The sequence below is a fragment of the Aliiroseovarius salicola genome (assembly GCF_027891095.1).
Taxonomy (GTDB): Bacteria; Pseudomonadota; Alphaproteobacteria; order Rhodobacterales; family Rhodobacteraceae; genus Aliiroseovarius; species Aliiroseovarius salicola.
Genome location: NZ_JAQIIO010000003.1, coordinates 306,516 through 332,484 on the forward strand (window position 1 = coordinate 306,516; position 25,969 = coordinate 332,484).

Below are 25,969 nucleotides of genomic sequence, written 5' to 3' on the forward strand. Positions count from 1 at the left end.
TGTCCCGGTCCCCTGAAATCGGCAACTAAAAGACCGCTTTTGCGGTCAATTTGACCATGTACATAGGCTTAACGAAACAGGTTAATCCTGATCCTTGCAGGCTTGCGTTTTTCCTGTGGGAGATGGCGGTTCAAATGCCGGTTGGCAATGCCATACACAGTGATCACGGCAAGCGTCAGAATGATGAAATAGCCCGCCAATATCGGATAGGGGACAAATGGATTGAAGGTCTTATCCGCAAAATAGTTTGCGTAGTAGAGCGCATCCCCTTTCTGGCCACGTACGGGGAAGCTGGAAAAGGAAACCAGTGCCGTGGCGTGGAACAGAAAGATGGCTTCATTCGTGTAGGACGGCCAGGCGAGGCGTAACATGGTGGGGAAGGTGATCCGCTTGAACCGGTTCAACCCCATGATCCCATAGGCATCTGCCGCCTCTAGATCGCCCTTGGGGATCGACCGCAAAGCGCCGAAAAAGATCTCGGCGGAATAGGCGGACGTGTTCAGGAGCAAAACTACAGTTGCCCCCATCCAGGCAGCGGTTAGCGGCTGGAAGATCGGATAGACCTGCTTGAGCGACAAAAACACCGCGTAGGCAAAGAAGAACTGAATGAACAGTGGTGATCCCCGAAACACATAGATGAAGAATTCGGCAGGTTTGCGCAAATAGGCGTGATGGCTGTTTTTTCCCATCGCGAGGGTGACAGCAAAAAAGAACCCGAAAAAGATCGCAACCAGGCCGTAATAGATGTTCCAGATCATGCCTGACCCGATCAGGGTGAACTGTTCACACAGGGTGAAATCCGAGCGAGGCAATAGCCGCTCGCCATAGCCGATCGAGCGGAAGGCGTAGTCCTGAATGGTTTGAAGACAGCTCATGCCGCGGCCTTTCTTTGTGCTTCACCGGCAGCGGTGGCTTGTCCGTGCGACAGGCGGGCCGAGATCCGTTTGAAGACGCGTTCCGAGAGGCTGGTGAAGGCCAGATAGAAGACCAACAGCCCGAAATAATACTGCATGTGCCAATTGGTGTGCGGGTAGTCCGAGAATTTTGCGGTTTTGGTCGCACCCAGTTCCTTGGCCCAATAAACGGCATCTTCGACCCCAAGCAGGAACAGAAGCGGCGTGGCCTTGATCAGGATCATCCAGAGGTTCGACAGGCCGGGCAGGGCATAGACCCACATCTGCGGGACCATAATACGCCAGAATGACTGGCGCTGGGACATGCCGTAGGCCTCAGCCGTTTCCATCTGTGCCCGTGGTACGGCGCGCATCGCCCCGTAAAGAACATTGGCGGCAAAGGCGCCAAAGACGATGGCAAATGTCAGCACTGCAACAAAGAACCCATAGGTTTCGTGCACCCATTGCGGACTGGTCGACAGCGGCAGTTTGGCGGCATCACACACCACAAAATCATTGCCCTGCCGGATCGGATCGGTCCAATCCGGGCATTTCACTTTGTGGCGCATCCATTCAAATGCCTGATCGAGTGCGATCACGAAGAACAGGAAAAAGGCGATATCCGGCACGCCGCGAACAATGGCGGTATAGCTTTTGCCAATCCAGCGAAAAGGCGCAAAGCGCGCACGCGCTGCCATGGCTCCGAGAAAGCCAAAGCCTAGCGCCGTAGGGGCGGTGATTGCCAACAGCACCAATACCGTCCCGAAGGACAGATAGAAGGACATGTGCTTGCCTGTGGTCAGGTAGCAGGACAGCCATTTAAGGCCTTCAAGCGTCTGTGGGTCGGTGCAGTAGGAAAACATCGCGAAATCCGATTAGGGCGGGGGCAGATATCAGGAGCATAAGGGGGAATGCCAAAGCCGCGCTGAAACTGGCTGAGTGTAAATTGGGGCCCGCCTCAACAGCAGGCCCCGAAAAAGACTGGGGTCAGATCACCACTGCGATGAGACTTCCCATTTTGCGATCAGCGTGTTCAGCGTGCCATCGTCTTTCATCGACTGAATGGCTGTGTCGAACTTGGCGCGCAGTTCGCCATCGGATTCGCGAATGCCCATACCAACACCGCCACCGATGGCTTCCATACGCTCAAGCATCACCAGACCGTCTTGGCCTACCATGGTGTCGAGGAAGGATTTATCGGCAAGAACAGCATCAGCTTCGCCGTTTTTCACTGCAGCAACGGTTTCTTCCGGTGATGCAAACTCGATCAAGGTCCAGCCATTGTTGGCAACGAACGCGGCCTGAATGGTTGCAGCCTGAGCAGCAACAACAGCGGTCTCGGGATTTACGTCCGCTGACATGGCAACATAGCTCGAGGGATCTGGCGGGGTGTAGGCTTGGGTGAAGTCAATCACTTCATCGCGTTCTGCGGTGATCGACATGCCCGCGATGATGGCATCGTAGTTGCCTGACACGAGGTTAGGAATGATTGAATCCCAGTCGTTCTTGACCCAGGTGCAATCAAGGCTGGCGCGTTTGCACAGCTCGTCGCCCAGCTCGCGTTCAAACCCGTCGATTTCGCCTGCGTCATTGACAAAGTTCCACGGAGCATAAGCACCTTCGGTGCCCAAGCGCACAGTGTCCGCCATCGCGAACCCTGCGGTAACAGCCAGGGCGGCTGTAGTCAGGATTAGTTTTTTCATTTGTCTCTCCCTTGGTAATCTTTTGTTATTCTTTGTCAGGCTGATTGAGTAGCCGACAGGAATTGCTTGAGGCGCTCGCTTTTTGGATTTCCAAAAAGTTCGCTGGGCGGGCCTTCTTCTTCGATCAAGCCTTGATGCAGGAACACGACGTGATCGGAAATGTCGGCGGCCATGCGCATGTCATGGGTCACGATGAGCATGGTGCGGCCCTCAGCGGCCAGATCCTTGATCACCTTGATCACCTCTTGTTCGAGTTCCGGATCCAGTGCCGATGTCGGCTCATCAAACAGCAGTGCGCGCGGTTCCATGCACAGGCCCCGCGCAATGGCGGCGCGTTGCTGCTGGCCGCCGGAAAGCTGCGATGGCCACATGTCACATTTGTCACCAATGCCCACCTTGTCGAGATAGTACCGTGCTTTTTCTTCGACTTCGGCCTTGTCGCGCCCCATCACAGTGACCGGCGCTTCCATCACATTTTGCAGGATGGTCATATGGGACCAAAGATTGAATTGCTGGAACACCATCGACAGATTGGTGCGAATGCGCGTGACCTGATGGCGATCCGAGGGGTGGCGGTCCAGCCCGTGGCCGCGCCATGTGATCGGTTCGCCTTCAAACAGAATCTCGCCCTGTTGGCTTTCCTCTAGCAGGTTGGCACAGCGCAGAAGCGTGGATTTGCCTGAACCGGAAGATCCGATCAGAGATACAACGTGACCCCGTTCTGCCACCAGATCCACACCTTTCAGAACTTCCAGCGCCCCATAACTTTTATGCAGGTCGCGGATTTCGATCACGGGTGTTTCGTTGGAAGATGAGTCTGAGTTTGTCTCGGTTGTCACAGAGGGGATCCGGATTTCTGTTGTTCATTGGCCAGTGAGTAGGGCGCAATTCTTACTCAAATGCAACGGCGAAAACACCAAGTCGTAAGGTAAGCTTGGGCAATCTGTCGAGAAAACCGACGAATGGTCGAAGGTTTCCGCCCTGTTTCTTGGGGCCACGCGCAGAACGTGTGTTCTCATGGTTCCATTCAGATCGACTGAGCCCGCAACCGCGCCATGTTCGAATCGCGATCATTGACCCCCAGTAGGCTGGCCACCATACGCATCAGTGCATCCTCTTCATGAGCCCGCTCGCCATCTGCCAGCACAACCGACCATGCTGCTTCGATCACCTGAAGCCGATCTTCAAGCGGTACGGCATCCTTGATGGCGCGGGTAAAACGCACCGTATCGGGGGCTTGGGCTTCGAAGGTTTCAGCCTTCTGACGCAGGCTCGCAGCGTCGTCTGATGACAGGTCATAACGCACCGCCAGAGCGTGATCGATGGCGGTGATTTCAGCAGCAGCATAATCCCCGTCAGAACGCGCAAGACGTACCAGAAGGGCCGACAGGGCCAGACGGGCGTCATCGGAGTTGAGCGGGGCGGGGGCGGGGGCAAACAGCCTGTCAAAAAGTGATGCGATCATGAAAGGAGATATAGGGTGTTCTGATGCGGGCGAAAAGGCGGCAAGGTACAGCGGCAGCTCTGGGCGAGTGAAATTTGCCGGTTCACCCGCTTTGGAGCTGCCCCTCAGCTTGCGAATTTGTCCAGTGGATAAAGGATGTCATCAATCGCAATCCCGCCGGGATCTCTGTTGGTGATGGTCAAGGCTGTCGCCGGAAGGCTAAGACGAAACCCGTATTCGTTCACCCCGTGGTGCGGAATAACCGTCACGCCACCAATCTGGGCTCCGGTGTTGTCGAAGAAACCCAAAGTGACGGGGCCGGGTGCCGGACGGCTGCCCAATGGGTCATCATAATCGGCATGCAGTTTCAAAGCGAAACGCGTGATAGCCTGTTCAAAGACCAGCGCAAGGGAACCCTCGCCGCGACCCGAGCGCGCATCAAACCCGTCGGGGCCAAGGGGGAAGGCAGCATTTGACCCAAAGCCAGCATGATAAGCAATGGCCACGGTTTCCCTGTCTTCCCCTGTGACCACATCTATTGGCACGCGGGGCGATCCGGTCAGAGTGTCGTGACCGTTGACTGCGTGCACGCGCTGTCCAGTCAAACGTTCACCCATCCGAACCCCGGGGGCCAACAGGATTTTGTCGAAGGACGCGCCGGGTTCGGGCAAGACCTGAAGCGTTTCAAAGTCGATCTGCCCAGCAAGCTCCGTTTCCAACTGGGTATAGGGCAGCGGCGTCACGACACCCGTTTCACTATCAGCCCATCCGGTTGTGGCAGCGATAGAACATGCGACAAACAGGCCGCAGAGGGTTGGCAGCACACGGCGTATCCAACACAGTGTCTTGCTATCGGCGTTTGACATCATCCGGTGACAGTCCAAGTTCCTGCGTAACATGCTTGATGAAACTGGTTTCCTCATCGCGCACCACCCCATCGGCACGGGATACGCCCCAGAGAGCGGACAGCATCTCGATCCGTTTTTGGGTGTCCACGCCTTCACGTACAAGCTCGGTGAGGATCGACGTTTCTGGGGCCTCTCGTTCAAGCTTTTCGCAGGTGGCGCGGGCTTTTGCGGCTTCGACAGGGTTAAAGCCACCGTGGCGCGCAAACAGCCTGTCGATCATGGCAATTTCTTCGACCGCATAGTCCCTGTCGGCTTTGGCAAGGCGAATCAATAGCACGCCCATCGCAATTCTACCATCTAGCTCGGGCAGCGGCGGGGCCTCATGCGGGGCCTTTTTGAACTTCTGAAAGAACTCTGACAGCATTGGACATCTCCCGTTCTCGAGAGCCTATCCATGGGCAGAGGACGCGGCAAGGGGACAAAAGAAAAGGCGCGCCGCAGCAGATGCGACGCGCCTTTCAATTTCTGCGTTGCGGGATCAGACCAGCCGTTCCACCTCTTTTGCGGCACGCACGAAATCGGCAAAAAGCGGCGCCGGATCAAAGGGTTTTGATTTCAGTTCCGGGTGGAACTGAACGCCGATGAACCACGGGTGATCTTCCCACTCGACGATCTCTGGCAGGCGACCATCCGGTGACATGCCCGAGAACTTCAACCCGCAGGCTTCAAGCTGTTCGCGGTATTTGGCGTCGACCTCATAGCGGTGACGATGGCGTTCTTCCAGTTCCGTACCACCATAAATCCGTGCCACATTCGAGCCTTCGGACAATGTGGCCGAGTATGCACCGAGGCGCATGGTGCCGCCTTTGTCGTCCCCGACCTTGCGCTTGACCTTGTAGTTGCCCTGCACCCATTCCTTGAGGTGATAGATAACAGGGGTAAAGCGGGTTTCTCCGGCTTCATGGTCAAATTCCTCAGACCCTGCATCCTTGATGCCCGCCACGTTGCGGGCTGCTTCGACCACGGCCATTTGCATACCAAGGCAAATGCCCAGATAGGGGATCTTTCGTTCACGGGCGAATTGGGCTGCTTTGATCTTGCCTTCAGTCCCACGCTCGCCAAAACCGCCGGGGACCAGGATTGCATGGAAGCCTTCCAGATACGGAGCAGGATCACTTTTGTCAAAAAGCTCCGCATCAACCCATTCCAGTTTGACTTTGGTCCGGTTCGCCATCCCACCATGGGCCAATGCTTCTTTGATCGACTTATAGGCGTCTTCGAGCTGGGTGTATTTGCCAACCACAGCGACTTTGACTTCGCCTTCCGCATTGTGAATACGGTCTTCGACATCTTGCCAACGGCGCAGGTCGGGTTTCGGGGCGGGGGCAATCTGGAACGCGTCCAGAGCCGCCTGATCCAACCCGACCTTGTGGTAAGCCATGGGGGCTTCGTAGATGGATTTCAGGTCGTAGGCCGGGATAACGGCTTCTTGGCGCACGTTACAAAACAGGCCGATTTTGGCGCGTTCCTTATCCGGAATCGGATGCTCTGAGCGGCAGACCAGAACATCGGGTGCGATACCGATTGAGCGGAGTTCTTTCACGCTATGCTGGGTCGGTTTGGTCTTCAGCTCACCGGAGGCCGCCAGATAGGGCAGCAGGGTCAGGTGCATGAAAATACACTGGCCGCGCGGGCGTTCCTGGCTGAACTGGCGAATGGCTTCAAAGAAAGGCAGGGCCTCGATGTCACCCACCGTGCCGCCGATTTCGCAGAGCATGAAATCAACCTCATCATCGCCAATGGAAATGAAGTCTTTGATTTCATTGGTCACATGCGGGATCACCTGAATGGTTTTCCCCAGATAGTCACCGCGGCGTTCTTTCTCGAGGACATTGGTGTAGATCCGCCCCGACGACACAGAATCGGTATTGCGCGCCGCCACTCCGGTGAAACGTTCATAGTGGCCCAGATCCAGATCGGTCTCCGCGCCATCATCCGTCACGAACACTTCGCCATGTTCAAAGGGGCTCATCGTGCCAGGGTCAACGTTCAAATAAGGATCAAGTTTGCGCAGGCGTACCGAATAGCCACGCGCTTGCAAAAGCGCGCCCAAAGCAGCCGAAGTCAGCCCCTTACCAAGAGAGGATACCACACCGCCGGTGATGAAAATGTAACGTGCCATTAAGTTGGCTGCCCCCGTGAGATCTGGGCTTTCGAAGTGGCTCGAAAACACCCGGTCAAGTCCTTATGGAATCGCAAAACCCTATCAATGACGGGCCCCAGCGAATCCGCGCTCCACGGGATTTAAGACTTACACGATTCCGGGCTCCCGCGCAACCGAACCGCAAGATGAGGGGCAAAAAAAACGCCCTCTTACAATGTGTAGTGGTTTAGTCCGCGCGGGGCGGGGTCAGGCTTTCGTCTGTAGAGACCGGCGGAAGCAAGTTCTCAACATCCGGAAGCGCTGGTGTGGCCGGTGCTGCTTCTTCGGCGCTTGGCAGGCCAAGTGCGTCCGTTACCGAGCTGTCAGAGGCATTTTTTGCAGCAATCACGGTGAGCGAAATCGACGTCACCAGAAAGGCGATTGCCAAACCCCAGGTGATTTTGGAAAGCGCAGTCGCTGCACCGCGTGACGACATGACGCCCCCGCCGCCACCGCCGCCAATACCAAGCCCACCACCTTCGGAGCGCTGAAGAAGCACAACACCGATCAGCGACAAAGCCAGGATCAGGTGGATGACAAGGACAACATTTTCCATACGCGGGGTCCAGTATTCGGTTTCAGTGTTCGATTACAACGATCTTGCGGGTATGTAGGGGAAAGGGCGCAGCGGCGCAAGTCGCCTTTGCGGCGCTAAGGCGGATCTGTGCAGAATTTGGTTGGAATGCATCCTGTCAGTCGCGTTTTTTAGTTGTCAGCTCGAAATGGCTGCGCCTTCTTCGAAGAAAACTAGAAAACTAGAAAACTAGAAAACTAGGATTCTGGTTTTGTCTTCTGCCAAACATGCACGCCTTTTTGCATCTGCGGCGAATTAGCTGTTCCCCAAGCGGCAGAGTCCCGCTATGACGGGCCGGGTTTTCTTTGAGATAGGAACAGACCATGGCAAATGTTGTCGTCGTAGGCGCCCAATGGGGTGACGAAGGTAAAGGCAAGATCGTTGACTGGCTCAGCGAACGCGCAGATGTGATCTGCCGGTTTCAGGGCGGGCATAACGCTGGCCATACGCTCGTCATCGACGGCAAAGTATATAAACTGCACGCGCTGCCCTCGGGTGTAGTGCGTGGCGGAAAATTGTCGGTGATCGGCAATGGTGTGGTTCTGGATCCTTGGAACCTGCTTAAGGAAATCGAAACTGTGACGGCACAGGGCGTTGATATCTCGCCCGAGACCCTGATGATCGCAGAAAATACTCCGCTGATCCTGCCGTTCCACGGTGAACTGGATCGCGCGCGTGAAGAGGCCGCGTCGAAAGGGACCAAGATCGGCACCACCGGTCGTGGCATTGGTCCGTGCTATGAAGACAAGGTTGGTCGCCGTGCGATCCGCGTCGCTGACCTGGCTGACGATGCAACGCTCGAAGCCCGCGTTGACCGCGCTCTGCAACACCATGATCCGCTGCGCAAAGGTCTGGGCATCGAGGCGATTGACCGCGATGCATTGATCGTGCAACTCAAGGAAATGGCTCCGAAAATCCTGCGCTTTGCTGCACCTGTCTGGAAGGTGCTGAACGAAAAGCGCAAAGCTGGCAAGCGGATCTTGTTCGAAGGGGCACAAGGTGCGTTGCTCGACATTGATTTCGGCACATATCCCTTTGTGACCTCGTCCAATGTGATTGCCGGGCAAGCGGCCACAGGTGTGGGCATCGGACCGGGGTCTATCGACTATGTGCTTGGTATTGTGAAAGCCTACACCACCCGCGTGGGCGAAGGCCCGTTCCCGACCGAGCTGTTCGACGAAGATGGTCAGCGCTTGGGTGAACGCGGTCATGAATTTGGCACCACCACCGGTCGTCAACGCCGTTGTGGCTGGTTCGACGCCGCTCTCGTGCGTCAAACTTGCGCCACCTCGGGCGTGTCGGGCATTTCACTGACCAAACTGGATGTTTTGGATGGATTTGAAACGCTGAAAATCTGCGTGGCATACGATCTGGACGGACAACGTCTGGATTACCTGCCCACCGCCGCCGACCAGCAGGCCCGCTGCACGCCGATCTACGAAGAGATGCCGGGTTGGAGCGAATCGACCGAAGGCGCGCGCAGCTGGAACGATCTTCCAGCCAATGCGATCAAATACGTCAAACGGGTCGAAGAGCTGATCGAATGCCCGGTGGCTCTTTTGTCCACAAGCCCGGAGCGTGACGACACCATTCTGGTAACCGACCCGTTTGCGGATTGATCCGGTGCGCATGTGACTGAAGATCAAGCTGGGCCCGCATCTGCCGAGGCCCGGCTTTTTTGTTAAGGAGGCCCCAATGGCCCTGAGCTACAAGTCCCGCAAGCGGCTTTCACTTCTCGTTCTTCTGGTGGGATTGCCGGTCTACATCGTCTTGGCGATCTGGATTGTATCGCTGTTTGATCGCCCACCGATCTGGTTGGAATTTCTGGTCTATGTTGTGCTTGGTTTTTTGTGGATGTTGCCCTTCAAGAAGGTATTCCTTGGGGTGGGGAAAGCGGATCCGGATGAGGATCCGGCCAACTATCCGCATGACCCCGCCGGGAAATATGCTTTGAAGGACGATGATATTCAGGACAAATGATCCAGTACCACCCAAAGAAAAAGGCCCCTGATTTCAGGGGCCTTTTTTTTCTGATCTTATGCAGACTGGCGATCATCTGACCCGCGTTCGGAGCGGTCACCCGGGCGGAACCGGGTGGTATCTGTCAAGGTAAATTGCCCACGTTTCAGCCGTTTGATCCGACCTTCGCGCAGCAACTTGCCAAAGGCGCGCAATCCCTCTTCGCGTGAGAAATTGTCTTCGCCTACATAGCGGCGTACCATGCCCATTACTGTGGGTCGCGTAAAGCTCTCGCGATTGGCCACCAGAACGGTGTGACAGGCCGCCGCTTCCAGAAGTTCACCCAGTTCATGAGCACCAGTTTGCTCCACATAATCAATGAAACCGGCATCAACTTCACCCATGGCAGTGGATTGGATTTCAGCTTCTTCCACTTCCTGGGCTTCTCCTGCACTGCGCAAAACACGCCGTGGGCGGACAATATCCCCACTTGGAGTAGGGGTGGAATCAGTCACCTCTTCCGAGCTGTCAATCCGTTGTTCCGACACCAGAACCAGCGGTGGCATGCGTCGAGAAACACTATCCGATTTATCAGGGCGACGGGGGCGGACAACACGGGCCAAATCGTCACGATAGGCACCCACACTGTCCTCATCCCGAGTTGGCTCCAGTTCTTCTTTTTCGTTCCGATCTGCCCGGGTCGCCTGAACGGCCGCTTTGAGATGTGCAATGGCTGACCGACGGCGTGTTACCTCGGTGCTTTCCATCTTGTTGTTGGTTTCCGCAAGGATACGATCTACCGATTCATCGCTTTCGCCCATGCCGCTGTCGTCAAATGCCGACAGCTTGGGTTCCGTCGTCGCATCTTGGTCGGTCGGTTGTACATCGTCTGCCGAGGCCGCTTCATCCAATGCCGCCATTTCCGCCAGATCATCATCGATCACTACAGATTGAGGATCGGCCTCGGTCCGAGCTTCAGCTTCGGCCTCGGCCAGCTCAGCGATTAACTCAGCTTCTTCCTCTGGGGTAAGCATCGAGTTTTCATTATCCTGCGAGGCAGGTTCATTGCTGGGGGCTGCCTGCGGATCAGATCCAGCCTTGACGTGACGCACACGAACGACGCGGGGTTTGCGTGGCGTGGTGTCGGTGTCGTCGGCTTCTTTGGAATCTGAAGAAACGACCGAATCTGTTTTCTCCTGATCGGCTTCGGCTTGTGATGCAGCCTGCGCAACCTGATCCTTGTCTTCGGGGGCGCTGTCTTGGGCGTCGAACTCGTCGATCTGAACTTCTTCCGCTTCTTTTACGGACAGATCAGAAACAACTTCATTCGTGCGTTCTTCAAGCACTGCAGACAGGCGCGACAGGACGCCAGAGATGGTGTCTTCGCCAGCTCCGTCGGTCAGTGCATCTTCGGCGCCATTGACGTTGTTAACCCCGCTTTGCAAGGCGGTTTCAGGCTCGGGAAGTTCCTCGTCTTCGAAGATCTCACTGTCGTCATTGGTCTGATCGATAACTGCCAGAACCGAAGACATGGCTTCGCTGGGAGATGTGTTTTTGGCGGTCTTTTCTTCTGCTTCTTCTGCGTCGGTTTTGTGGTCTTGTTCAGTCTGTGTGTTTTCGTCGGCGTGCTCCGCAACCAGCTCAGGTTCCTGAGGTTCTTTGTCGGCATCCTGCTCATTCAAGCTTTGCTGCTGGGTACGACGAGCGCGGCGGCGTTGACGGCGAAGTTCGCGAAGCTTTTTAGGAGAAAGCGGGCCCTCGGCTTCGGTCTCTTCGGTTGCGTCTGCGTCATCATTTTCAGGAGAAACTGTCGGGAGATCTGTGTCTTTCTCGGGCTCCTGGTCAGCGTCAGCTTCAGCTTCCTCAGCTTCGATTACATCTTCGGCCCGATCTTCGATTTGTGCTTCGACCTGTGCTTCGGGTGCCTCTTCGGCATCAACCACTTGCGGCTCTGCCGCGTCAGTCGCATCTTCGGCCTGTGCCTCGGGTGCAACTTCAACCTCATCCACCAAGGTGTCCACTGCGTCGGCCTCAATGATCAGGTCGGTGAATTCAGTGTCAGCCAGATCAACAGGTGTGACGAGTTCAGGTGCAAGATCCTGATCTTCTGCATATTGGTCTGCGGCCACAAAAGCTGTTTCGCCTTCGCCACGTTTTCCATCCACCACTGCGCGAATGCGTTGCAGTTTCTCGGCAATGCTTCCAGTAACCGGTTCTGAAGCGAATGTTTCTGTTGGCTCGGCCTGATCGTTGCTTGGGGTCAGATCTTGTTCGGTGTCTGTAGCGTCTTCGGCGTCGCGTGGTTCTGCAACCGCGTCCACCGGTGCCACCGCTTCCACGACGGTTGCAACAGCGGGTTCGCTCTTCTCGTTAACAGGAGCTTTCTCTTCAACAGAAGCGTCTTCGGTGATCTCTTCAGCCACATCCTGATTCTCCAGGAGGTGATCCGCAGCAACCTGAGTCGCGCCTACAGCGGTCTGGGTGGTCTGCTCTGCATCTGCCTGACGCAGCACAACCCCATCCTCTTCCACACGAGCTTCGACGCGTTTCTGTATTTCGCGCTCGGCGATACGATGCAGCATCTCCGCATCCGGTGTCGGAGGTTCCGCACCGAAATAGCGATCATCTGCCGCCAAATCGCGAAAATACTCCGCGATTGACTTCATCGTATTGAAAGGTTCGTCAAAACCCTCCAACGTGCACGAGAACGTACCATAAGATACAGTGAGAATCTTGCTATTGCTCACCATAAATAACTCGCTTTCTCCCCCGATCCAGCAGAAACCTGTTTACCACGCATTGGATCGGAAAAATGAACAAAACCGGGAAATTCGCGGTATTTTTTCGAGGCAGGAATGTGTTTTGTTTCCATTTCGAGGACAATAACGGCATGAATGGGCGAGATTTGCAACAATCAGACGCAATAACACTGGTTGGAGGGGGCACATTAAGCAACTCGATTCTGAGTGACTGCTTGCGATTTGCCCCACGTTTGGCGGTCGCAGACGGGGCGGCGGATGTGGCGCTGGACTACGGCGTGATGCCGGAATGGGTGCTTGGTGATCTCGATAGCCTGTCGGATGACGCCCGCGGACGGATTGATCCAGACCGTATCATTGAAACGCCGGATCAGAACAAAACGGATTTTCACAAGGCGCTGGAGTGGCTCAATGTTCCATTGGTGCTTGGCGTGGGGTTCATGGGAGGACGACTGGACCATGAACTAGCCTGCTACAATGCGCTGGTGCGCACGCCGCGGCGATGCGTGTTGGTGGGCGAAGTTGACATCTGCTTCCATGTCCCCCGCGCTCTTTCCCTGTCCCTGCCGGTTGGCACGCGGTTTTCCCTGTTCCCGATGGCAGAAGTGAAGGGGCATTGTTCTGGGTTAAAATGGCCGGTTGAAGGTCTGACCATGGCACCGTGGGATTGTATCGGTACGTCCAACGAAGTGGTTTGTAAGGATATTCACTTGTCGTTTGATCGCCCAGGCATGTTGGTCATTCTGCCCCGCATGTATCTGGGGCCGGTGATCGCGGCCGTGATGGAGCAAGGGTAAACCTGTCAGGCGTTTTCATGGGCCTGACGGTGCTCTCTCGCAATCACATAGAGACCAGCACCCACAGTAATCACGATCCCCAGTGCCGCCAGCCCGTTGGGCAGGTCTTTGAAAAACAACCATCCCATCAGCGTGGCAAAGGGAATTTCGAGATACTGCATCGGGGCCAGTGTGGCAGAGGGCGCGAAGCGCAGGCTGGCGGTCATCAGGACGGCTGAAACCGTGCCCACAACTCCAAACAGGATGAGCTCAGGCAGCAAGCTGGCGGAAGGGAGGATGTCACTCCCGACAAAGAAACAAGTCGGGACCAGCAGCATTGCACCCAGATACCCGTTGATGACCTGGACCGCGAGCGGGTCGATCTGATGTGAGATACGCCGGGTGATCAGGGCAAAGATTGCAAACCCCAAAGCCACCCCCAATGGCATCAGGGCCGTGGCCCCGACCGCAATGAAATTCGGCTGGACCACCAGAAGGGTGCCAACAAATCCAACCGCCGCCGCACCAAATCGGTGGGGTCCAACATGTTCGCCCAGAAAGACATGCCCCAACCCCAACATGAGGAACGGCGCAACAAAGGCGATTGCCACTGCATCTGCCAGCGGTAGGAAACGCAAGGACTGATACATCAGGGCCATGGCGATGATCAGAACCAATGCGCGGACCAACACCCAGAGAAATAGTCCTTCAGGAATGGCGCAGGACACGCCACGCCATTTCAGCCAAGGATAAAGCAGCAGCGGGAACAGAAACCGCAGGGTGATCAGAAAGAGCAAAGCAACCTCTACCCCCAGCATCTTGGCCTGCGCGTCCGACAGCGGCACCAACATGCAAAAGCCCAGCATCAACATGATGCCAAAGAGCGGGCGATCATATGGAGAGGGTGGATTGGTCATGAGGCGACCCTAGGCCGCCCCAAAATGAAGTCAATTGTTGATCTGCTGTTCTGTCAGCAGTTCGGTACGTTCACGGCCAAACCGCCAAGAGAAGTCTCTTTATACTTCTCCATCATATCCTGTCCGGTTTCGAACATGGTCTTCACGCAGGCATCCAGGGGCACGAAATGCGTGCCATCCCCCCGCAGTGCAAGCGATGCCGCAGATACCGCCTTGATCGCACCAAGACCGTTGCGTTCGATGCAGGGCACTTGCACCAGGCCTTTGACCGGGTCGCAGGTCAGGCCCAAATGGTGTTCCAGCGCAATTTCAGCAGCGTTCTCCACCTGCATCGACGTGCCGCCCATCACGGCACAAAGACCGGCGGCGGCCATCGCGCTTGCTGATCCGACTTCGGCCTGACACCCCGCTTCAGCCCCGGAAATTGACGCGTTGTGTTTGACGATCCCGCCAATGGCAGAGGCTGTCAGAAGAAACTCGTCAATCTTGCCGCGACTGGCGCCTGGAACATGGTGCAGCCAATACATGATGACTGCAGGAAGAACCCCAGCAGCACCATTGGTCGGCGCGGTTACAACCTGTCCCCCGGCGGCATTTTCCTCGTTCACCGCCATGGCATAGACGCTCATCCAGTCATTGATGGTGTGGGGCGCGGTCAGGTTCAGACCCGCTTCTGCCTTTAGCGCTTCATGGATGTTGCGCGCGCGGCGCTTGACCGACAGGCCGCCGGGCAGGATACCGTCGCGCTCAAGCCCACGAGTAATGCAATCCTCCATCACCTGCCACAAACGCTCGATCCCGCTGTTCAGGCTGGCAGGCCCCATGTGTTCCAACTCATTGGCGCGCTTCATCTCTGCAATCGATTTGCCGGATTTAGCGGCCATCTCAAGCATTTGAGCAGCAGTTTCAAACGGGTAGGGATGAGTTTTTGCGTCTGCCTTGTCCCGGATCGGTTCTTCCGACTGTTCGGCTTCGGTCACCACAAACCCGCCTCCGATCGAGTAATAGGTTTCGCGCACAACCACGTCACCCTGCGCATCGGTGGCCATCAGTACCATGCCATTGGCATGGCCGGGCAGGGGGTGATCATAGTCAAATATCAGATCCGATTTCGGATCGAAATTCAGTGTTCCCAGCCCCTCAGGGCTGACCGATTTGGTGGCTTCGATCTGAGCCAGGCACTCTTCTGCCGCAGCATGTTCGTAGCTGTCGGGCAGAAATCCGGCGAGGCCTAATATGGTCGCCCGATCTGTGGCATGCCCGACACCGGTAAAGGCCAGAGAACCGTGCAGCGACGCCCGCAATCCTGCCACTTGAAACGGCTGCTCTCGCAGAAGATCAAGGAAGCGGCCACCGGCCACCATTGGTCCCATCGTGTGGGACGAACTGGGGCCAACCCCAACTTTGAACATGTCGAAGACAGACAGAAACATGAGACCCTCGCGCGTTTTAGTCCACCAAGCATGGAGACATTTTCAATCCGAAGAGGGGCAGAAAGCGACATTTTCCTGCTTAGTCAGGACGTGTCAGGATGAAAGCAGCCCCAGCAGAGATCAAAACCCCTTGCAAAACGAGCACCCAAAGCGGCAATCCCTTCCAGATCGAAAAGGCAATGACCAGTGCCATCATGCTTGTGGCCAGCACCTTCGCGCGCCGTGAAATCGCGCCCCGTTCTTCCCAGTCGCGGATGGGCGGTCCAAAATGAGCGTGTTCAATCAACCAGTTGCGCGCCCTGGGGCTTGACTTGCCAAAGGCGAATGCAGCCACAAGCAGAAATGGCGTAGTCGGGAGCACCGGCAATACGATCCCCAGAACCCCCAAACCCACCGCGCCCCAGCCAAGGGCTATGTAGAAAAATCTGCTCATGCCGTTTGTCGCGCTCCAAAACGACTGTATCTTGCGTCATGCTGGTCCAACAGGCATGGATTGTCCAGATGCGCCGGGTAAATATATAACCCCTTATTTTCCTTCTGAAAATACCTCGGGGTGAGTGCGAATGCACGAGGGGCAGAGCCCCTTCTCGACTTCCCCCTCGCCAGAAGGTCTGTTCTCTTTTATAAACACTTCCAAAATCGCACCAAAGGAAGACGCTGCCATGTCCGGGGAATTGTCACCAATCGACACCGCCAAATTTGTAGCTGCAAAGCGGGCGGTGGAGTTTGTTGAAGATGGGATGCGCGTAGGGTTGGGAACCGGGTCGACGGCGGCCTGGATGGTGCGCTGCCTCGGGGAGCTGGTGCGCGAAGCGGGGTTGACGGTCACAGGAGTACCCACCTCGTCGCGCACGGCCGATCTGGCGCGGCAACAAGGCATCAAGGTGGTCAGTCTGGACGAGGCCAAATGGCTGGATCTCACCATTGATGGCACGGATGAATTTGATGCGGATCTTTGTCTGATCAAAGGCGGCGGTGGGGTGCATCTCCTTGAAAAGATTGTCGCAACAGCGTCTGACCGGATGGTGGTGATTGCCGACCCCTCGAAGTCCGTGGATCAACTGGGCGCCTTTCCATTGCCCATCGAAGTGATCCCGTTTGGCTGGCAGACCTCAAAAAGTCTGGTCGAGGAATTACTCACCTCAATGGATGTTCTGGGACAAACCACAACGCTGCGGATGAACGGCGATCGCCCGTTCATTTCGGACGAGGGGAACTATATCATCGACCTGCACCTGAAGCGCATCGGTGATCCTCGCCGCCTGTCGATGGTGCTCAACCAGATCCCCGGTGTGGTGGAAAACGGGTTGTTCATCGACATCTGCGATGTGGTGGTGGTTGGTCATGGTGACGGGCGCGTCGAGGTGTCCGACATCAATGAAGGCACGTTCGAAGAAGACCGGATCGAGTTCGTGGATACCGATAATATCTTTAAAGATGTGTAGGGTTGCGAAGGCAAAACTTTAAAGTCTTTAAAGAGGCAAACGGGCAAAGTTTAAACTCTTTAAAGCGGATCATGCGGGCACTTGGTGGCAGAGCAATTATGCGTTTTGCTTCCGGCGGGGATATTTCATGGACCAAAGATGGACCAATGTGCTCATTCACACTCAAGGCACGCCTTTGTGATTGATAGGGCGGAATTTTGGGGGATGTGGGCTGGAAACTGCTGTGCAGAATCCCTAGTTTCTCGGAAATGAAAATCTGGCCAGAAAAATGAAGGCCTGTGAAGTTGGGGAACGGCAAACCATGAGCGATTTCGACTATGACCTCTTTGTGATCGGCGGTGGTTCGGGCGGCGTGCGCGCGGGCCGGGTGGCGGCTGAAGGTGGGGCCAAGGTGGGGCTGGCGGAAGAGTTCCGCATGGGTGGCACCTGTGTGATCCGCGGCTGTGTGCCGAAAAAACTGATGGTCTTTGCATCCCACTATGGCCCGGCTGCTGAAGAGGCCGCAAAATACGGCTGGAAGGGCAATGACGCGGGTGCTTTTGACTGGGGTCTGTTCCAGCCAATGTTGCATGCAGAGCTGGACCGACTGGAAGGGATCTATCAGCGTAATCTGGGCAATTCTGGTGCCGATATCTTCAATGCCCGTGCCGTGGTGAAAGACGCACATACGGTTGAGCTGTCCACCGGCGAGCGCTTTAGCGCCAAGCACATTCTTGTCGCCACCGGCGGGCGGCCCTTCCTGCCGAACACTCCGGGAGCGCAGGAACTGGGGATTACCTCGAACGAGGTTTTCAACCTCGACAGTTTCCCCGAACGCATCCTGATTGTCGGCGGCGGCTATATCGCCTGTGAATTCGCCTGTATTTTCAATGGCCTTGGTGCAAATGTAGCGCAATGGTATCGCGGGGCGCAGATCCTGCGCGGTTTCGACGGCGAGGTGCGCGGATTTCTGGCCGAACATATTCGCGAACGTGGTGTCGACCTGCATGTGGGGCTTGAAGTCGAGCGGATGGAACGCCGCGATGGCCGCATCTGGGTCAAGGGCACCGACGGGCGTGAAGAGATCTATGATCAGGTGCTTTTTGCCACCGGTCGTGTGCCCAACACCGACGGGCTTGGGCTGGAAGAGATCGGTGTCAAACTTGGGCGTTCGGGCGAGGTTGTGGTGGATGACTATTCGCAATCCGCAGTGCCTTCAATTTTTGCGGTGGGGGATGTGACCAACCGGATCAACCTGACCCCTGTGGCGATCCGCGAGGCAGTGGCTTTTGTGGAAACGGTGTTTAAAGGAAATCCGACCAAGCTTGACCATGAAAATGTTGCCTCGGCCGTGTTCACCCAACCGGAATATGGCACTGTGGGCATGGGTGAGGAAGAGGCGCGGGAGCTTGAGAAAATCGATGTCTACACCGCGGCTTTCCGCCCGATGCAATCTAGCTTTATCAGCTCGGATGAGCGGGTGTTGTTCAAGCTGGTGGTGAGCCAGGCAAGCCAGAAAGTGCTGGGAGTACATATCGTTGGCCCCGGTGCAGGTGAAATGATTCAGCTTACCGCTGTTGCGGTGAAGATGGGCGCCACCAAGGAAGATTTTGATCGCGCGGTGGCGGTGCATCCGACCATGTCGGAAGAGATTGTATTGATGAAATCGCCGACGCGAAGCGATTGAGGTACCGTTCTGATCGGTGTTGATAAATGGTTTGGAAGCGCGCGCCGGTCGGTGCGCGTTTTTATTTAGGGCTTGCGACCGGGTGTTGAGTTTTCATTTTACTAGAAAACTAGAAAACTAGTTTTCTGGTTTTTTGCCAAAATCGAATTTTCACAGCTGGAAATGTTCCGCAACGCCGGGCTTTGACTTGAAAAACTGCGCACGAAAGTCCAGTTATTGTGCCGAAGCTTTGACCAAACAAGGATAACAACCATATGGCCAGCGATAATGGCGGCCCCTGGGGCGGCGGTGGCAACCGCGGCGGCTCGGGAGGCAATAAAGGCGGCAACGACGACGGTGGGCGCCCACCGCATCGTCCGGGAGACCAACCGCCGATCCCCGAAATCGACGAATTGATGAAAAAAGGGCAGGAGCAACTGCGCGTTCTGATGGGCGGTCGCTCCGATGGTCGTCGCGGCGGTTCCGGACGCGGTACGGGTGGAGGTGGCATTGGCCGTGGCACCCTGCTTTTGGGGGCTTTGGCCGCCGCAGGCCTCTGGGTATTTGCCAGTTTTTATCGGGTCGACACGTCTGAACAATCCGTTGAACAGCTCTTTGGTGCCCGCTACGGCGTTGGGCAAGAGGGTTTGAACTTTGCTCCCTGGCCGGTTGTGACCAAGGAAATCTATCCGGTCACCCGCGAAAACATCATCAACATTGGTGAAGGCAACTCTGGCCTGATGCTGACCGGGGATGAAAATATCGTTGATATCGACTTCCAGGTGGTCTGGAACATCTCGAATATCGAAGAGTTCATCTATAACCTCGCGGCCCCCGAAAACACCATTCGCGCCGTGTCGGAATCAGTCATGCGCGAGATTATCGCGCGTTCGCTGTTGGGGCCGATCCTGACCTCGGATCGGGGCGTTATTCAGCAGGAGCTGCAAGACCTGATCCAGCAGACGCTCGACGGCTATGAAGCTGGCGTGAACATCGTGCGTGTGAACTTTGACCGTGCCGACCCGCCGCGTGAAGTGATCGACAGTTTCCGTGAGGTGCAAGCCGCTGAGCAAACCCGAGACACGTTGCAGAAACAGGCCGACGCCTATGCAAACCGTGTGGTTGCTGCCGCGCGTGGTGAAGCTGCTCAGCTTCTGGAAGAAGCGGAAGGGTATCGCGCCAAGGTCGTGAATGAGGCCGAAGGTGAAGCCGCACGCTTCCTGGCCGTTTACGAAGAATACCTGAAGGCCGAAGACATCACCCGCAAACGCCTTTACCTCGAGACCCTCGAAAAGGTCATGGGGTCGGTGAACAAGGTGATCATTGACGGGGCTGTAGGTGGAGAAGGGGGCGTGGTGCCTTACCTGCCGCTCAATGAACTGAACAAGCAAAGCAGCGGAGGGTCGAACTGATGCGTAAGACGCAATTGACTATCGGTGCACTTGTTGTGGCCACGGCGGCCGTCTTTCAGGCCATCTACATCGTGGATGAACGCGAAACTGCGTTGGAACTGCGCTTTGGTGAGGTGAAGGAAGAAGTTCGTAATCCGGGGCTTTACTTCAAAGTGCCGCTGATCGATGAGGTCGTGAAATATGATGACCGGATCCTGCCGCTGGACACCCGCAAGCTTGAAGTGACGCCGGCAGATGGACGCCGTCTGGAAGTTGATGCCTTTGCTCGCTGGCGCATTATTGACGCCAAGGAGTTCCGCCGTTCGGTGGGGGCGGGTGGCATTGACGGTGCAGCCTCGCGCTTGGAACGCATCCTGAACGCAGAACTGCGTGCGGTTCTGGGTAAGGTCAATTCTGGGGTTGTTCTTTCAGCTGACCGGATCCTTCTCATGAACCAGATCCGTGATCGGGCCCGCAGCCAATCGGTTGACCTCGGGATCGAAGTGGTCGACGTGCGGATCAAAAGCGCCGACCTGCCGCAGCAAAACCTCGAAGCCACCTTCGAGCGGATGCGGGCTGAACGTCAGCGTCTGGCCGCAGATGAGATCGCCCGTGGTAATGAGGCGGCCCAACGTCTTCGCGCCACGGCGGACCGGACCGTGGTCGAAACCACATCCGAGGCCCGCAAGAACGCCCAGATCATCCGTGGTGAAGCAGATGCTCGCCGCAATGGGATCCTGGCAGAGGCGCTGGGCCGTGATGCGGAGTTCTATACCTTCCTGCGTTCGCTTCAGGCCTATGAAACCTCGCTCGGCGGAGATAACTCTTCGCTGGTCATCTCACCGGATAGCGAGTTTTTTGACTATCTGAAGTCTGAGGGCGGCCGTCCGTGAGCCTTGTCTTACTAGGCATCGGGCTTGTGCTCGTGATTGAGGGGCTGGTGTTCGCACTGGCCCCTTCGCGTTTGGATGATCTGGTCGCCGCCATCAACGAACTTTCGCGCGATCAAAGACGCCTGATCGGGCTGGGTGCCGTGGCGCTGGGTGCGCTGCTGGTCTGGCTGTCACAAGGGTGACACGCATGGCATAGATGTCACGCTCCCTGTTTTTGGTCGTAAAATGGTCTAATTCTTAACTTAACTAGGTTATGAATATCGCGAAATTTGGTGCGAAGACGACAGTGTATTAGTGTGGAGATCTTACGATGACGACTTTTTGGGCGCGAACAGACAGCAACAGCGCGAACAATCCCGCATTGAATCTCACCACTGACCCGGCTCTTGAGATCACCTTTGTTGCATCTGGTACTGACGGGGATTGGTTGCTCGAACAGCCCGTGGATGGCGGAATTGATCCTGACACGCAGGTGGAAATCGACGGTGTCAGTTATGACTTCACGTTTGAGCTCAGCGCAACGCTACCTACTCTGAAAAAAGATGGTGCCCAGCAGATACCTGATCAGTACGAAGGGGCAATTGTCTATACAATCACCGTGCATGATTATCCCTCCGCTGGTGAAACCACGCGCCTGACCTTCATGCCGGATGAAGATGCGACACAGGCCGAGATGGATTCCTTCGGCTCCGGGGGCGCAGATCTTCAGAACCTGGATGTCATGCCCGATCCGGGAACCATCTGCTTTGCACAGGGGACGCATATTCTGACCCCGGATGGGGAGGTGAAAGTTGAGGATCTGAATGAGGGGGATCAGGTGATGACCCTTGATCATGGTCCTCAGAAAATACTTTGGATCTCGACCACAGAACTTAACTGGCCGGGTGACTGCGAAAAATCCCTTCCCATCAAGATTGCCGCCGGGGCGATAGGTCCAAACCTGCCAAAGCGCGATCTAGTCGTGTCGCCGCAGCACAAGCTTCTATTGTCGGTCTCTCATCTAATCGGATTGGAACAGGGTGAGGTTCTTGCACCCGCCAAGGGACTTTTGAGCCTTCCCGGCATCCGCAGGATGCAGGGTAAGAAATCCGTGATTTATTATCATATCATGTTGGAAAATCACGAAATTCTGTTTTCGGAAGGACTTGCGACAGAAAGCTTTTTCCCAGGTGAAATGGCGCTGAAGATGCTGACGCCCTCTCAGCGTCGGGACGTATTGCAGCGGATGCGAGGGCTGAACTGTGGGGATGCTGTGATGGATCAGCCGACCGCACGGCCTTGTTTGACCTGCTCACAGACACGTCTTGTGGTGGAAGATGCCAGGCAAAAAGCGGTGTCATTGGCACCGAACTCGATTTTCTTTGATGAGTTGATTGCGGCCTGATTTCCCAACAAACATGGTCAAGAGCTTGTGGAAAGATACAACCGTGCGGTTGCTGGATCTCGTGTCGGCTGATTACCGCCCAAATTCTGTTTGACGTCACTTCACAACCCGGTGATCGCCGCCGGACAAGTTTGCGTTGCACATTTTTGTTCCTATCTAGAGACTGTCCCCAACGGGCCGTTCCAGATACCGTGTTTTCGTGATGTCTGGCACAGATGCCCCACAGCTATTGATTAAGAGGAGAGATGTTTTGAAAGCGCAGGCGATTCCCCTTTCGAAAGGGTCTGCAAATACTTCCCGCCAGGGCCTGATGCTGGTCATGGCAATGATCATGAGCGCGGCCATGGTTCTGGTGTCCGGAGTTCGGGCGGACGCGCGAGGCACCCCAGAAAGCTTTGCGGATCTGGCAGAGACAGTCAGCCCCGCAGTTGTGAATATCACCACCACCACGATCGTCGAAAGCCGTTCCGGGCCGCAGCCGATGGTGCCGGAAGGCAGCCCGTTCGAAGAGTTTTTCCGGGATTTCCTGGATCGAGATCGGCAAGGGCAGGGCAACGGTCCGGGCAATCGTCCCCGCCGCAGCCAGGCGCTTGGCTCGGGTTTCGTGATTTCGGAAGACGGGTTTATCGTGACCAACAACCACGTGATTGAGGGCGCAGATGAAATCTTGATCGAGTTCTTTGGTGGCGAGAAGGAACTGCCTGCCAAGGTGATCGGCACTGATCCCAATACCGACATCGCGCTGTTGAAAGTCGAGAGCGAAGAACCGCTGGATTACGTGAAATTCGGTGACAGCGATGTGATGCGTGTTGGCGATTGGGTGATGGCCGTTGGTAACCCGCTGGGTCAGGGTTTTTCGGTCTCTGCCGGGATCATCTCGGCCCGCAATCGGGGTCTTGGTGGGGTCTATGACGACTACATCCAGACCGATGCGGCGATCAACCGGGGCAACTCGGGGGGGCCTCTGTTCAGCATGGATGGGGAAGTGATTGGCGTGAACACCGCGATCCTCAGCCCTAATGGCGGATCGATCGGCATTGGCTTTTCGATGTCGTCCAATGTGGTCGACAAGGTTGTTGGTCAGCTGAAAGAGTTTGGCGAAACCCGCCGCGGTTGGCTGGGTGTGCGCATTCAGGACATCACCGAGGACATGTTGGAAGGTCTGAACCTGAGCTCGACCGAAGGTGTACTGGTCAATGACGTGCCGGAAGGCCCGTCGAAAGAGGCCGGCATTATGGCAGGCGACGTGATCCTGTCCTTTGATGGGGTGGATGTGGCCAATACGCGCGAACTGGTCAAAATCGTCGGTGACGCTCCGGTAGGTAAAGCCGTGCGGGTTGTGGTGATGCGGGACGGCAAGACCGAAACGCTCAAGGTGACCCTTGGCCGTCGAGAAGAGGCTGTCGCCTCCAACACCGGTGATGCGCCGATGGATGGTGGCACCCCGTCAGAGAAATCTGTTCTGGGCATGACCCTGAGCGAACTGGATGATCAGCGCCGTGAAGAACTGGGGCTCAATCCTGGCGCCAGTGGCCTTGTGGTTCTGGATCTTGATGAGAACAGCGAAGCCTTTGAAAAAGGGATGCGGGCCGGTGATGTGATTGCTGAAGCTGGTCAGCAGGAGGTCGTTGACCTGTCTGCGTTCGAAGAGAAGATCGAGGAAGCCCGCGACGCGGGACGCAAGTCGATCCTGCTTCTGGTGCGCCGCAACGGCGAGCCGCGCTTCCTCGCCCTGTCTCTTGAAGGCTGATCTGAACGTCCATTGGCTGCTCTGGTCAGAGCTGCCAATGGATAGAACAATAAGCACAAAAAAAACCCGCGCTGATGCGCGGGTTTTTTTGAGTGGTGGGGCGTGTCAGGGAGAGAGGACACGCCGCCAGTAGATCCATTTAGATCATTTCGATGTCAGCCCGTGTCAGACCGATATCCGCCAGTTCGCGGTCAGTAAGACTAGACAGCGCTTTACGGGTCGAGCGCGCGTCATTCCAGGCAGTCAGCGATGCAACAGCACGCTGGACAGCGATGGACAGACGGCCCCCGAAGGATGAACCAGCGTGGTTCAGCAGGGTGGGTTCGAAGACAGCCATTGTTCATGTCCTTAGATCAAGAAAACAAGTCAGAGCACCATTGCTCTTAATCGCCAATTAGGCCCGAACATCCGGCCGGACAAGCGTTCAAATTGCATGTCACCTATGCGTTTTTTGCAACTGGTCGTTTTCAGATTTTGGCGTGTCGAAAATGGTCGGATTCTGACAATTTTTCACCTCTACGCACCCAATATTAATGAATAAAAACTTTTCTGGATCTGTTTGGTTGACCTGAATTGGGGGCGGATGTGGGTGGAAAACGACTCACTTCCTCTGCAATGCCATCCCATCGAGGCCGCGCAATCCCTGACCCTGTAGGGCCGAGACCAGTCTGGAATGAGGCATATCTTGCACGGTTGTGCCCGCAATAAGGGCCAGCGCCGCCGCCGTCCCGCAGGCTTGCCCCATGGCGATACATTGCGGCATCCCCCGGACCGAGGCGAAGGCCTCGGGATCGGCCGAGATGATCCGCCCGGCAAACATCAGGTTCTCAATTTCACGCGGGACCATGGACCGAAACGGGATGGTGTAATAGTCGCCAGCCCCCACAATGGCGTCATGGGTCATGCTCTCGTCGGCCCGCATCACGTCGTCAATCGGGTTGTCGCAGGCCACGATCCCATCGGGGAATTTGGTGCCCGCGGCCAGATCCGCCCCGGTCACGCGGTACTGACCTTCCAGCTTGCGGGTTTCGCGCACACCCACGGTTGGCCCGAGGTACATCATCTTGGCCTGTTCAAATCCGGGAATGTCCGAGCGCAGGAACTCCGCCATTTGCATACACCGCCTGCGCCCCTCTTGTGTGGCCCGGGTTACATCTGCCGGGTTGGTGCCATCCACCCCCCGGATCACCACAGAATTGCAAAAGACCGTATCGGGGTGAAACCCGCGCATGAGATAAAGCTTGCCCAGATCCTCGTGCAGCCGGCCTTCGGCAATGCCAATGCCGGCCTGCGCGGTAAAATACGGGTCGGGCTCGGCAAAGATCCGGTCCAGATCCGCCCCCACCATCATGAAAGTCAGCGTGACCCCCATCATGTTGCCGCTTGTGTCCCCCAACTCATACGGCACGCCTGCTTTGGCCGAGGTGTCACCATCGCCGGAGCAGTCGATCACCATGCCGGCGGCAACGGTCTGCGCGCCGTGCCGGTCGAAAAACTCGACTGATTCAATGCGGTTCCCCTCCATTTCTGGCCCTGTCGCCGTGGCCCCAAGGCGCAGATCGACACCGGCTTCCTCCAGCATTTCAAACATCGTTGTGGTGGCGATGTCGTGGTCATACTGAATTTCCGCCCCGAAGTTTTCCAGCGCGCAGGGGCGTTTTTCGGCAGCTGGAGGATCCATGGCAAAGAGGCGTTCTGCCAGCTCTTCCATGATCCCGCCGATACTCACGTCACAGGGATATGCTGCGCCCCAAGGCATGCCGGGGCAAAAGGACATCACGCCACCGATCTTCTGGCTGGCCTCGATAAGCATGGTGCGCTGTCCCTGCCGGGCCGCTGCAAGCGCCGCGCCGAACCCGGCCGTGCCGCCGCCGATCACCAGTACATCAACATCTGTTTTCATGATCTCGCCCCTTAGTCCTATTCGCTTCCGTTTCGTGATAGGGCGGCAG

25 protein-coding genes are annotated in these 25,969 nt (G+C 56.3%); 10 read left to right on the plus strand and 15 right to left on the minus strand.

The features are described from left to right. Positions 1-68: 68 nt before the first annotated feature. The 9 genes from O2N63_RS07675 to secG all read right to left on the minus strand — a co-directional run bounded on the left by O2N63_RS07675 (position 69) and on the right by secG (position 7,647). Positions 69-875: an ABC transporter permease gene (locus tag O2N63_RS07675; RefSeq protein ID WP_271053663.1), complete on the minus strand. Its 807-nt coding sequence runs from the start codon at positions 873-875 to the stop codon at positions 69-71. Beyond that, a complete protein-coding gene (locus tag O2N63_RS07680; RefSeq protein ID WP_271053664.1) occupies positions 872-1,756 on the minus strand; it encodes an ABC transporter permease in 885 nt (294 codons plus the stop codon). Before O2N63_RS07680 ends, O2N63_RS07675 begins: the two co-directional genes overlap by 4 nt. Positions 1,757-1,885: 129 nt before the next feature. Next, positions 1,886-2,596: a transporter substrate-binding domain-containing protein gene (locus tag O2N63_RS07685; RefSeq protein ID WP_271053665.1), complete on the minus strand. Its 711-nt coding sequence runs from the start codon at positions 2,594-2,596 to the stop codon at positions 1,886-1,888. 35 nt (positions 2,597-2,631) lie between these two features. Then, positions 2,632-3,390 (minus strand): ABC transporter ATP-binding protein, encoded by a 759-nt coding sequence (locus O2N63_RS07690; protein WP_271053666.1) that lies wholly within the window; start codon positions 3,388-3,390, stop codon positions 2,632-2,634. Between the two features lie 233 nt (positions 3,391-3,623). Next, on the minus strand, positions 3,624-4,061 hold the full coding sequence (locus tag O2N63_RS07695) for a tellurite resistance TerB family protein (protein WP_271053667.1): 438 nt from the start codon (positions 4,059-4,061) through the stop codon (positions 3,624-3,626). Between the two features lie 104 nt (positions 4,062-4,165). Further along, positions 4,166-4,909, minus strand: a complete 744-nt coding sequence (locus O2N63_RS07700; RefSeq protein WP_271053668.1) for a hypothetical protein — start codon at positions 4,907-4,909, stop codon at positions 4,166-4,168. Then, positions 4,890-5,312 carry a tellurite resistance TerB family protein gene (locus O2N63_RS07705; protein WP_271053669.1) on the minus strand — a complete coding sequence of 141 codons (423 nt, stop codon included), beginning with the start codon at positions 5,310-5,312 and terminating at the stop codon, positions 4,890-4,892. Before O2N63_RS07705 ends, O2N63_RS07700 begins: the two co-directional genes overlap by 20 nt. Positions 5,313-5,426: 114 nt before the next feature. Then, a complete protein-coding gene (locus tag O2N63_RS07710; protein WP_271053670.1) occupies positions 5,427-7,070 on the minus strand; it encodes a CTP synthase in 1,644 nt (547 codons plus the stop codon). A gap of 208 nt (positions 7,071-7,278) precedes the next feature. Then, complete coding sequence (secG, locus tag O2N63_RS07715) at positions 7,279-7,647, minus strand: preprotein translocase subunit SecG (protein ID WP_271053671.1); 369 nt, start codon at positions 7,645-7,647, stop codon at positions 7,279-7,281. Between the two features lie 341 nt (positions 7,648-7,988). Between secG and O2N63_RS07720 the strand changes: the two genes are divergently transcribed. Beyond that, positions 7,989-9,284, plus strand: coding sequence for an adenylosuccinate synthase (locus O2N63_RS07720; RefSeq protein WP_271053672.1), 1,296 nt, complete (start codon positions 7,989-7,991; stop codon positions 9,282-9,284). Positions 9,285-9,360: 76 nt separating this feature from the next. Next, entirely contained in the window at positions 9,361-9,645 is a 285-nt protein-coding gene (locus O2N63_RS07725) for a DUF2842 domain-containing protein (RefSeq protein ID WP_271053673.1), read from the plus strand. Between the two features lie 56 nt (positions 9,646-9,701). Here O2N63_RS07725 and O2N63_RS07730 read toward each other — a convergent pair whose 3' ends face one another. After that, on the minus strand, positions 9,702-12,290 hold the full coding sequence (locus tag O2N63_RS07730) for a midas domain-containing protein (protein ID WP_271053674.1): 2,589 nt from the start codon (positions 12,288-12,290) through the stop codon (positions 9,702-9,704). A 224-nt stretch (positions 12,291-12,514) separates the two neighbouring features. Here O2N63_RS07730 and O2N63_RS07735 point away from each other — a divergent pair, with 224 nt between their 5' ends. Next, complete coding sequence (locus O2N63_RS07735) at positions 12,515-13,180, plus strand: thiamine diphosphokinase (RefSeq protein WP_271053675.1); 666 nt, start codon at positions 12,515-12,517, stop codon at positions 13,178-13,180. A 5-nt stretch (positions 13,181-13,185) separates the two neighbouring features. Here O2N63_RS07735 and O2N63_RS07740 read toward each other — a convergent pair whose 3' ends face one another. From O2N63_RS07740 to O2N63_RS07750, 3 genes are all read right to left on the minus strand, one after another. Further along, the gene (locus O2N63_RS07740) at positions 13,186-14,076 is read right to left on the minus strand and encodes a DMT family transporter (protein ID WP_271053676.1); all 891 of its coding nucleotides are present in this window, start codon (positions 14,074-14,076) and stop codon (positions 13,186-13,188) included. Positions 14,077-14,129: 53 nt separating this feature from the next. Continuing rightward, a complete protein-coding gene (locus O2N63_RS07745) occupies positions 14,130-15,509 on the minus strand; it encodes an L-serine ammonia-lyase (RefSeq protein ID WP_271053677.1) in 1,380 nt (459 codons plus the stop codon). A gap of 79 nt (positions 15,510-15,588) precedes the next feature. After that, on the minus strand, positions 15,589-15,942 hold the full coding sequence (locus tag O2N63_RS07750; protein WP_271053678.1) for a YbaN family protein: 354 nt from the start codon (positions 15,940-15,942) through the stop codon (positions 15,589-15,591). A 229-nt stretch (positions 15,943-16,171) separates the two neighbouring features. Here O2N63_RS07750 and rpiA point away from each other — a divergent pair, with 229 nt between their 5' ends. From rpiA to O2N63_RS07785, 7 genes are all read left to right on the plus strand, one after another. Continuing rightward, a complete protein-coding gene (gene rpiA, locus O2N63_RS07755; RefSeq protein WP_271053679.1) occupies positions 16,172-16,954 on the plus strand; it encodes a ribose-5-phosphate isomerase RpiA in 783 nt (260 codons plus the stop codon). Between the two features lie 301 nt (positions 16,955-17,255). Further along, positions 17,256-18,620: a glutathione-disulfide reductase gene (gene gor, locus O2N63_RS07760; protein ID WP_271053680.1), complete on the plus strand. Its 1,365-nt coding sequence runs from the start codon at positions 17,256-17,258 to the stop codon at positions 18,618-18,620. A gap of 254 nt (positions 18,621-18,874) precedes the next feature. After that, positions 18,875-20,011 carry an FtsH protease activity modulator HflK gene (gene hflK, locus O2N63_RS07765; RefSeq protein ID WP_271053681.1) on the plus strand — a complete coding sequence of 379 codons (1,137 nt, stop codon included), beginning with the start codon at positions 18,875-18,877 and terminating at the stop codon, positions 20,009-20,011. Beyond that, positions 20,011-20,883, plus strand: coding sequence for a protease modulator HflC (hflC, locus tag O2N63_RS07770; protein WP_271053682.1), 873 nt, complete (start codon positions 20,011-20,013; stop codon positions 20,881-20,883). Before hflK ends, hflC begins: the two co-directional genes overlap by 1 nt. After that, positions 20,880-21,065, plus strand: coding sequence for a DUF2065 domain-containing protein (locus O2N63_RS07775; protein ID WP_271053683.1), 186 nt, complete (start codon positions 20,880-20,882; stop codon positions 21,063-21,065). Before hflC ends, O2N63_RS07775 begins: the two co-directional genes overlap by 4 nt. A gap of 128 nt (positions 21,066-21,193) precedes the next feature. Continuing rightward, entirely contained in the window at positions 21,194-22,267 is a 1,074-nt protein-coding gene (locus tag O2N63_RS07780) for a Hint domain-containing protein (RefSeq protein ID WP_271053684.1), read from the plus strand. Positions 22,268-22,577: 310 nt separating this feature from the next. After that, positions 22,578-24,017 carry a Do family serine endopeptidase gene (locus O2N63_RS07785; protein WP_271053685.1) on the plus strand — a complete coding sequence of 480 codons (1,440 nt, stop codon included), beginning with the start codon at positions 22,578-22,580 and terminating at the stop codon, positions 24,015-24,017. Positions 24,018-24,156: 139 nt separating this feature from the next. Here O2N63_RS07785 and O2N63_RS07790 read toward each other — a convergent pair whose 3' ends face one another. Next, positions 24,157-24,354: a DUF1127 domain-containing protein gene (locus O2N63_RS07790; RefSeq protein WP_271053686.1), complete on the minus strand. Its 198-nt coding sequence runs from the start codon at positions 24,352-24,354 to the stop codon at positions 24,157-24,159. 264 nt (positions 24,355-24,618) lie between these two features. Next, positions 24,619-25,920: an FAD-dependent oxidoreductase gene (locus tag O2N63_RS07795; RefSeq protein ID WP_271053687.1), complete on the minus strand. Its 1,302-nt coding sequence runs from the start codon at positions 25,918-25,920 to the stop codon at positions 24,619-24,621. Positions 25,921-25,969: the final 49 nt, after the last annotated feature.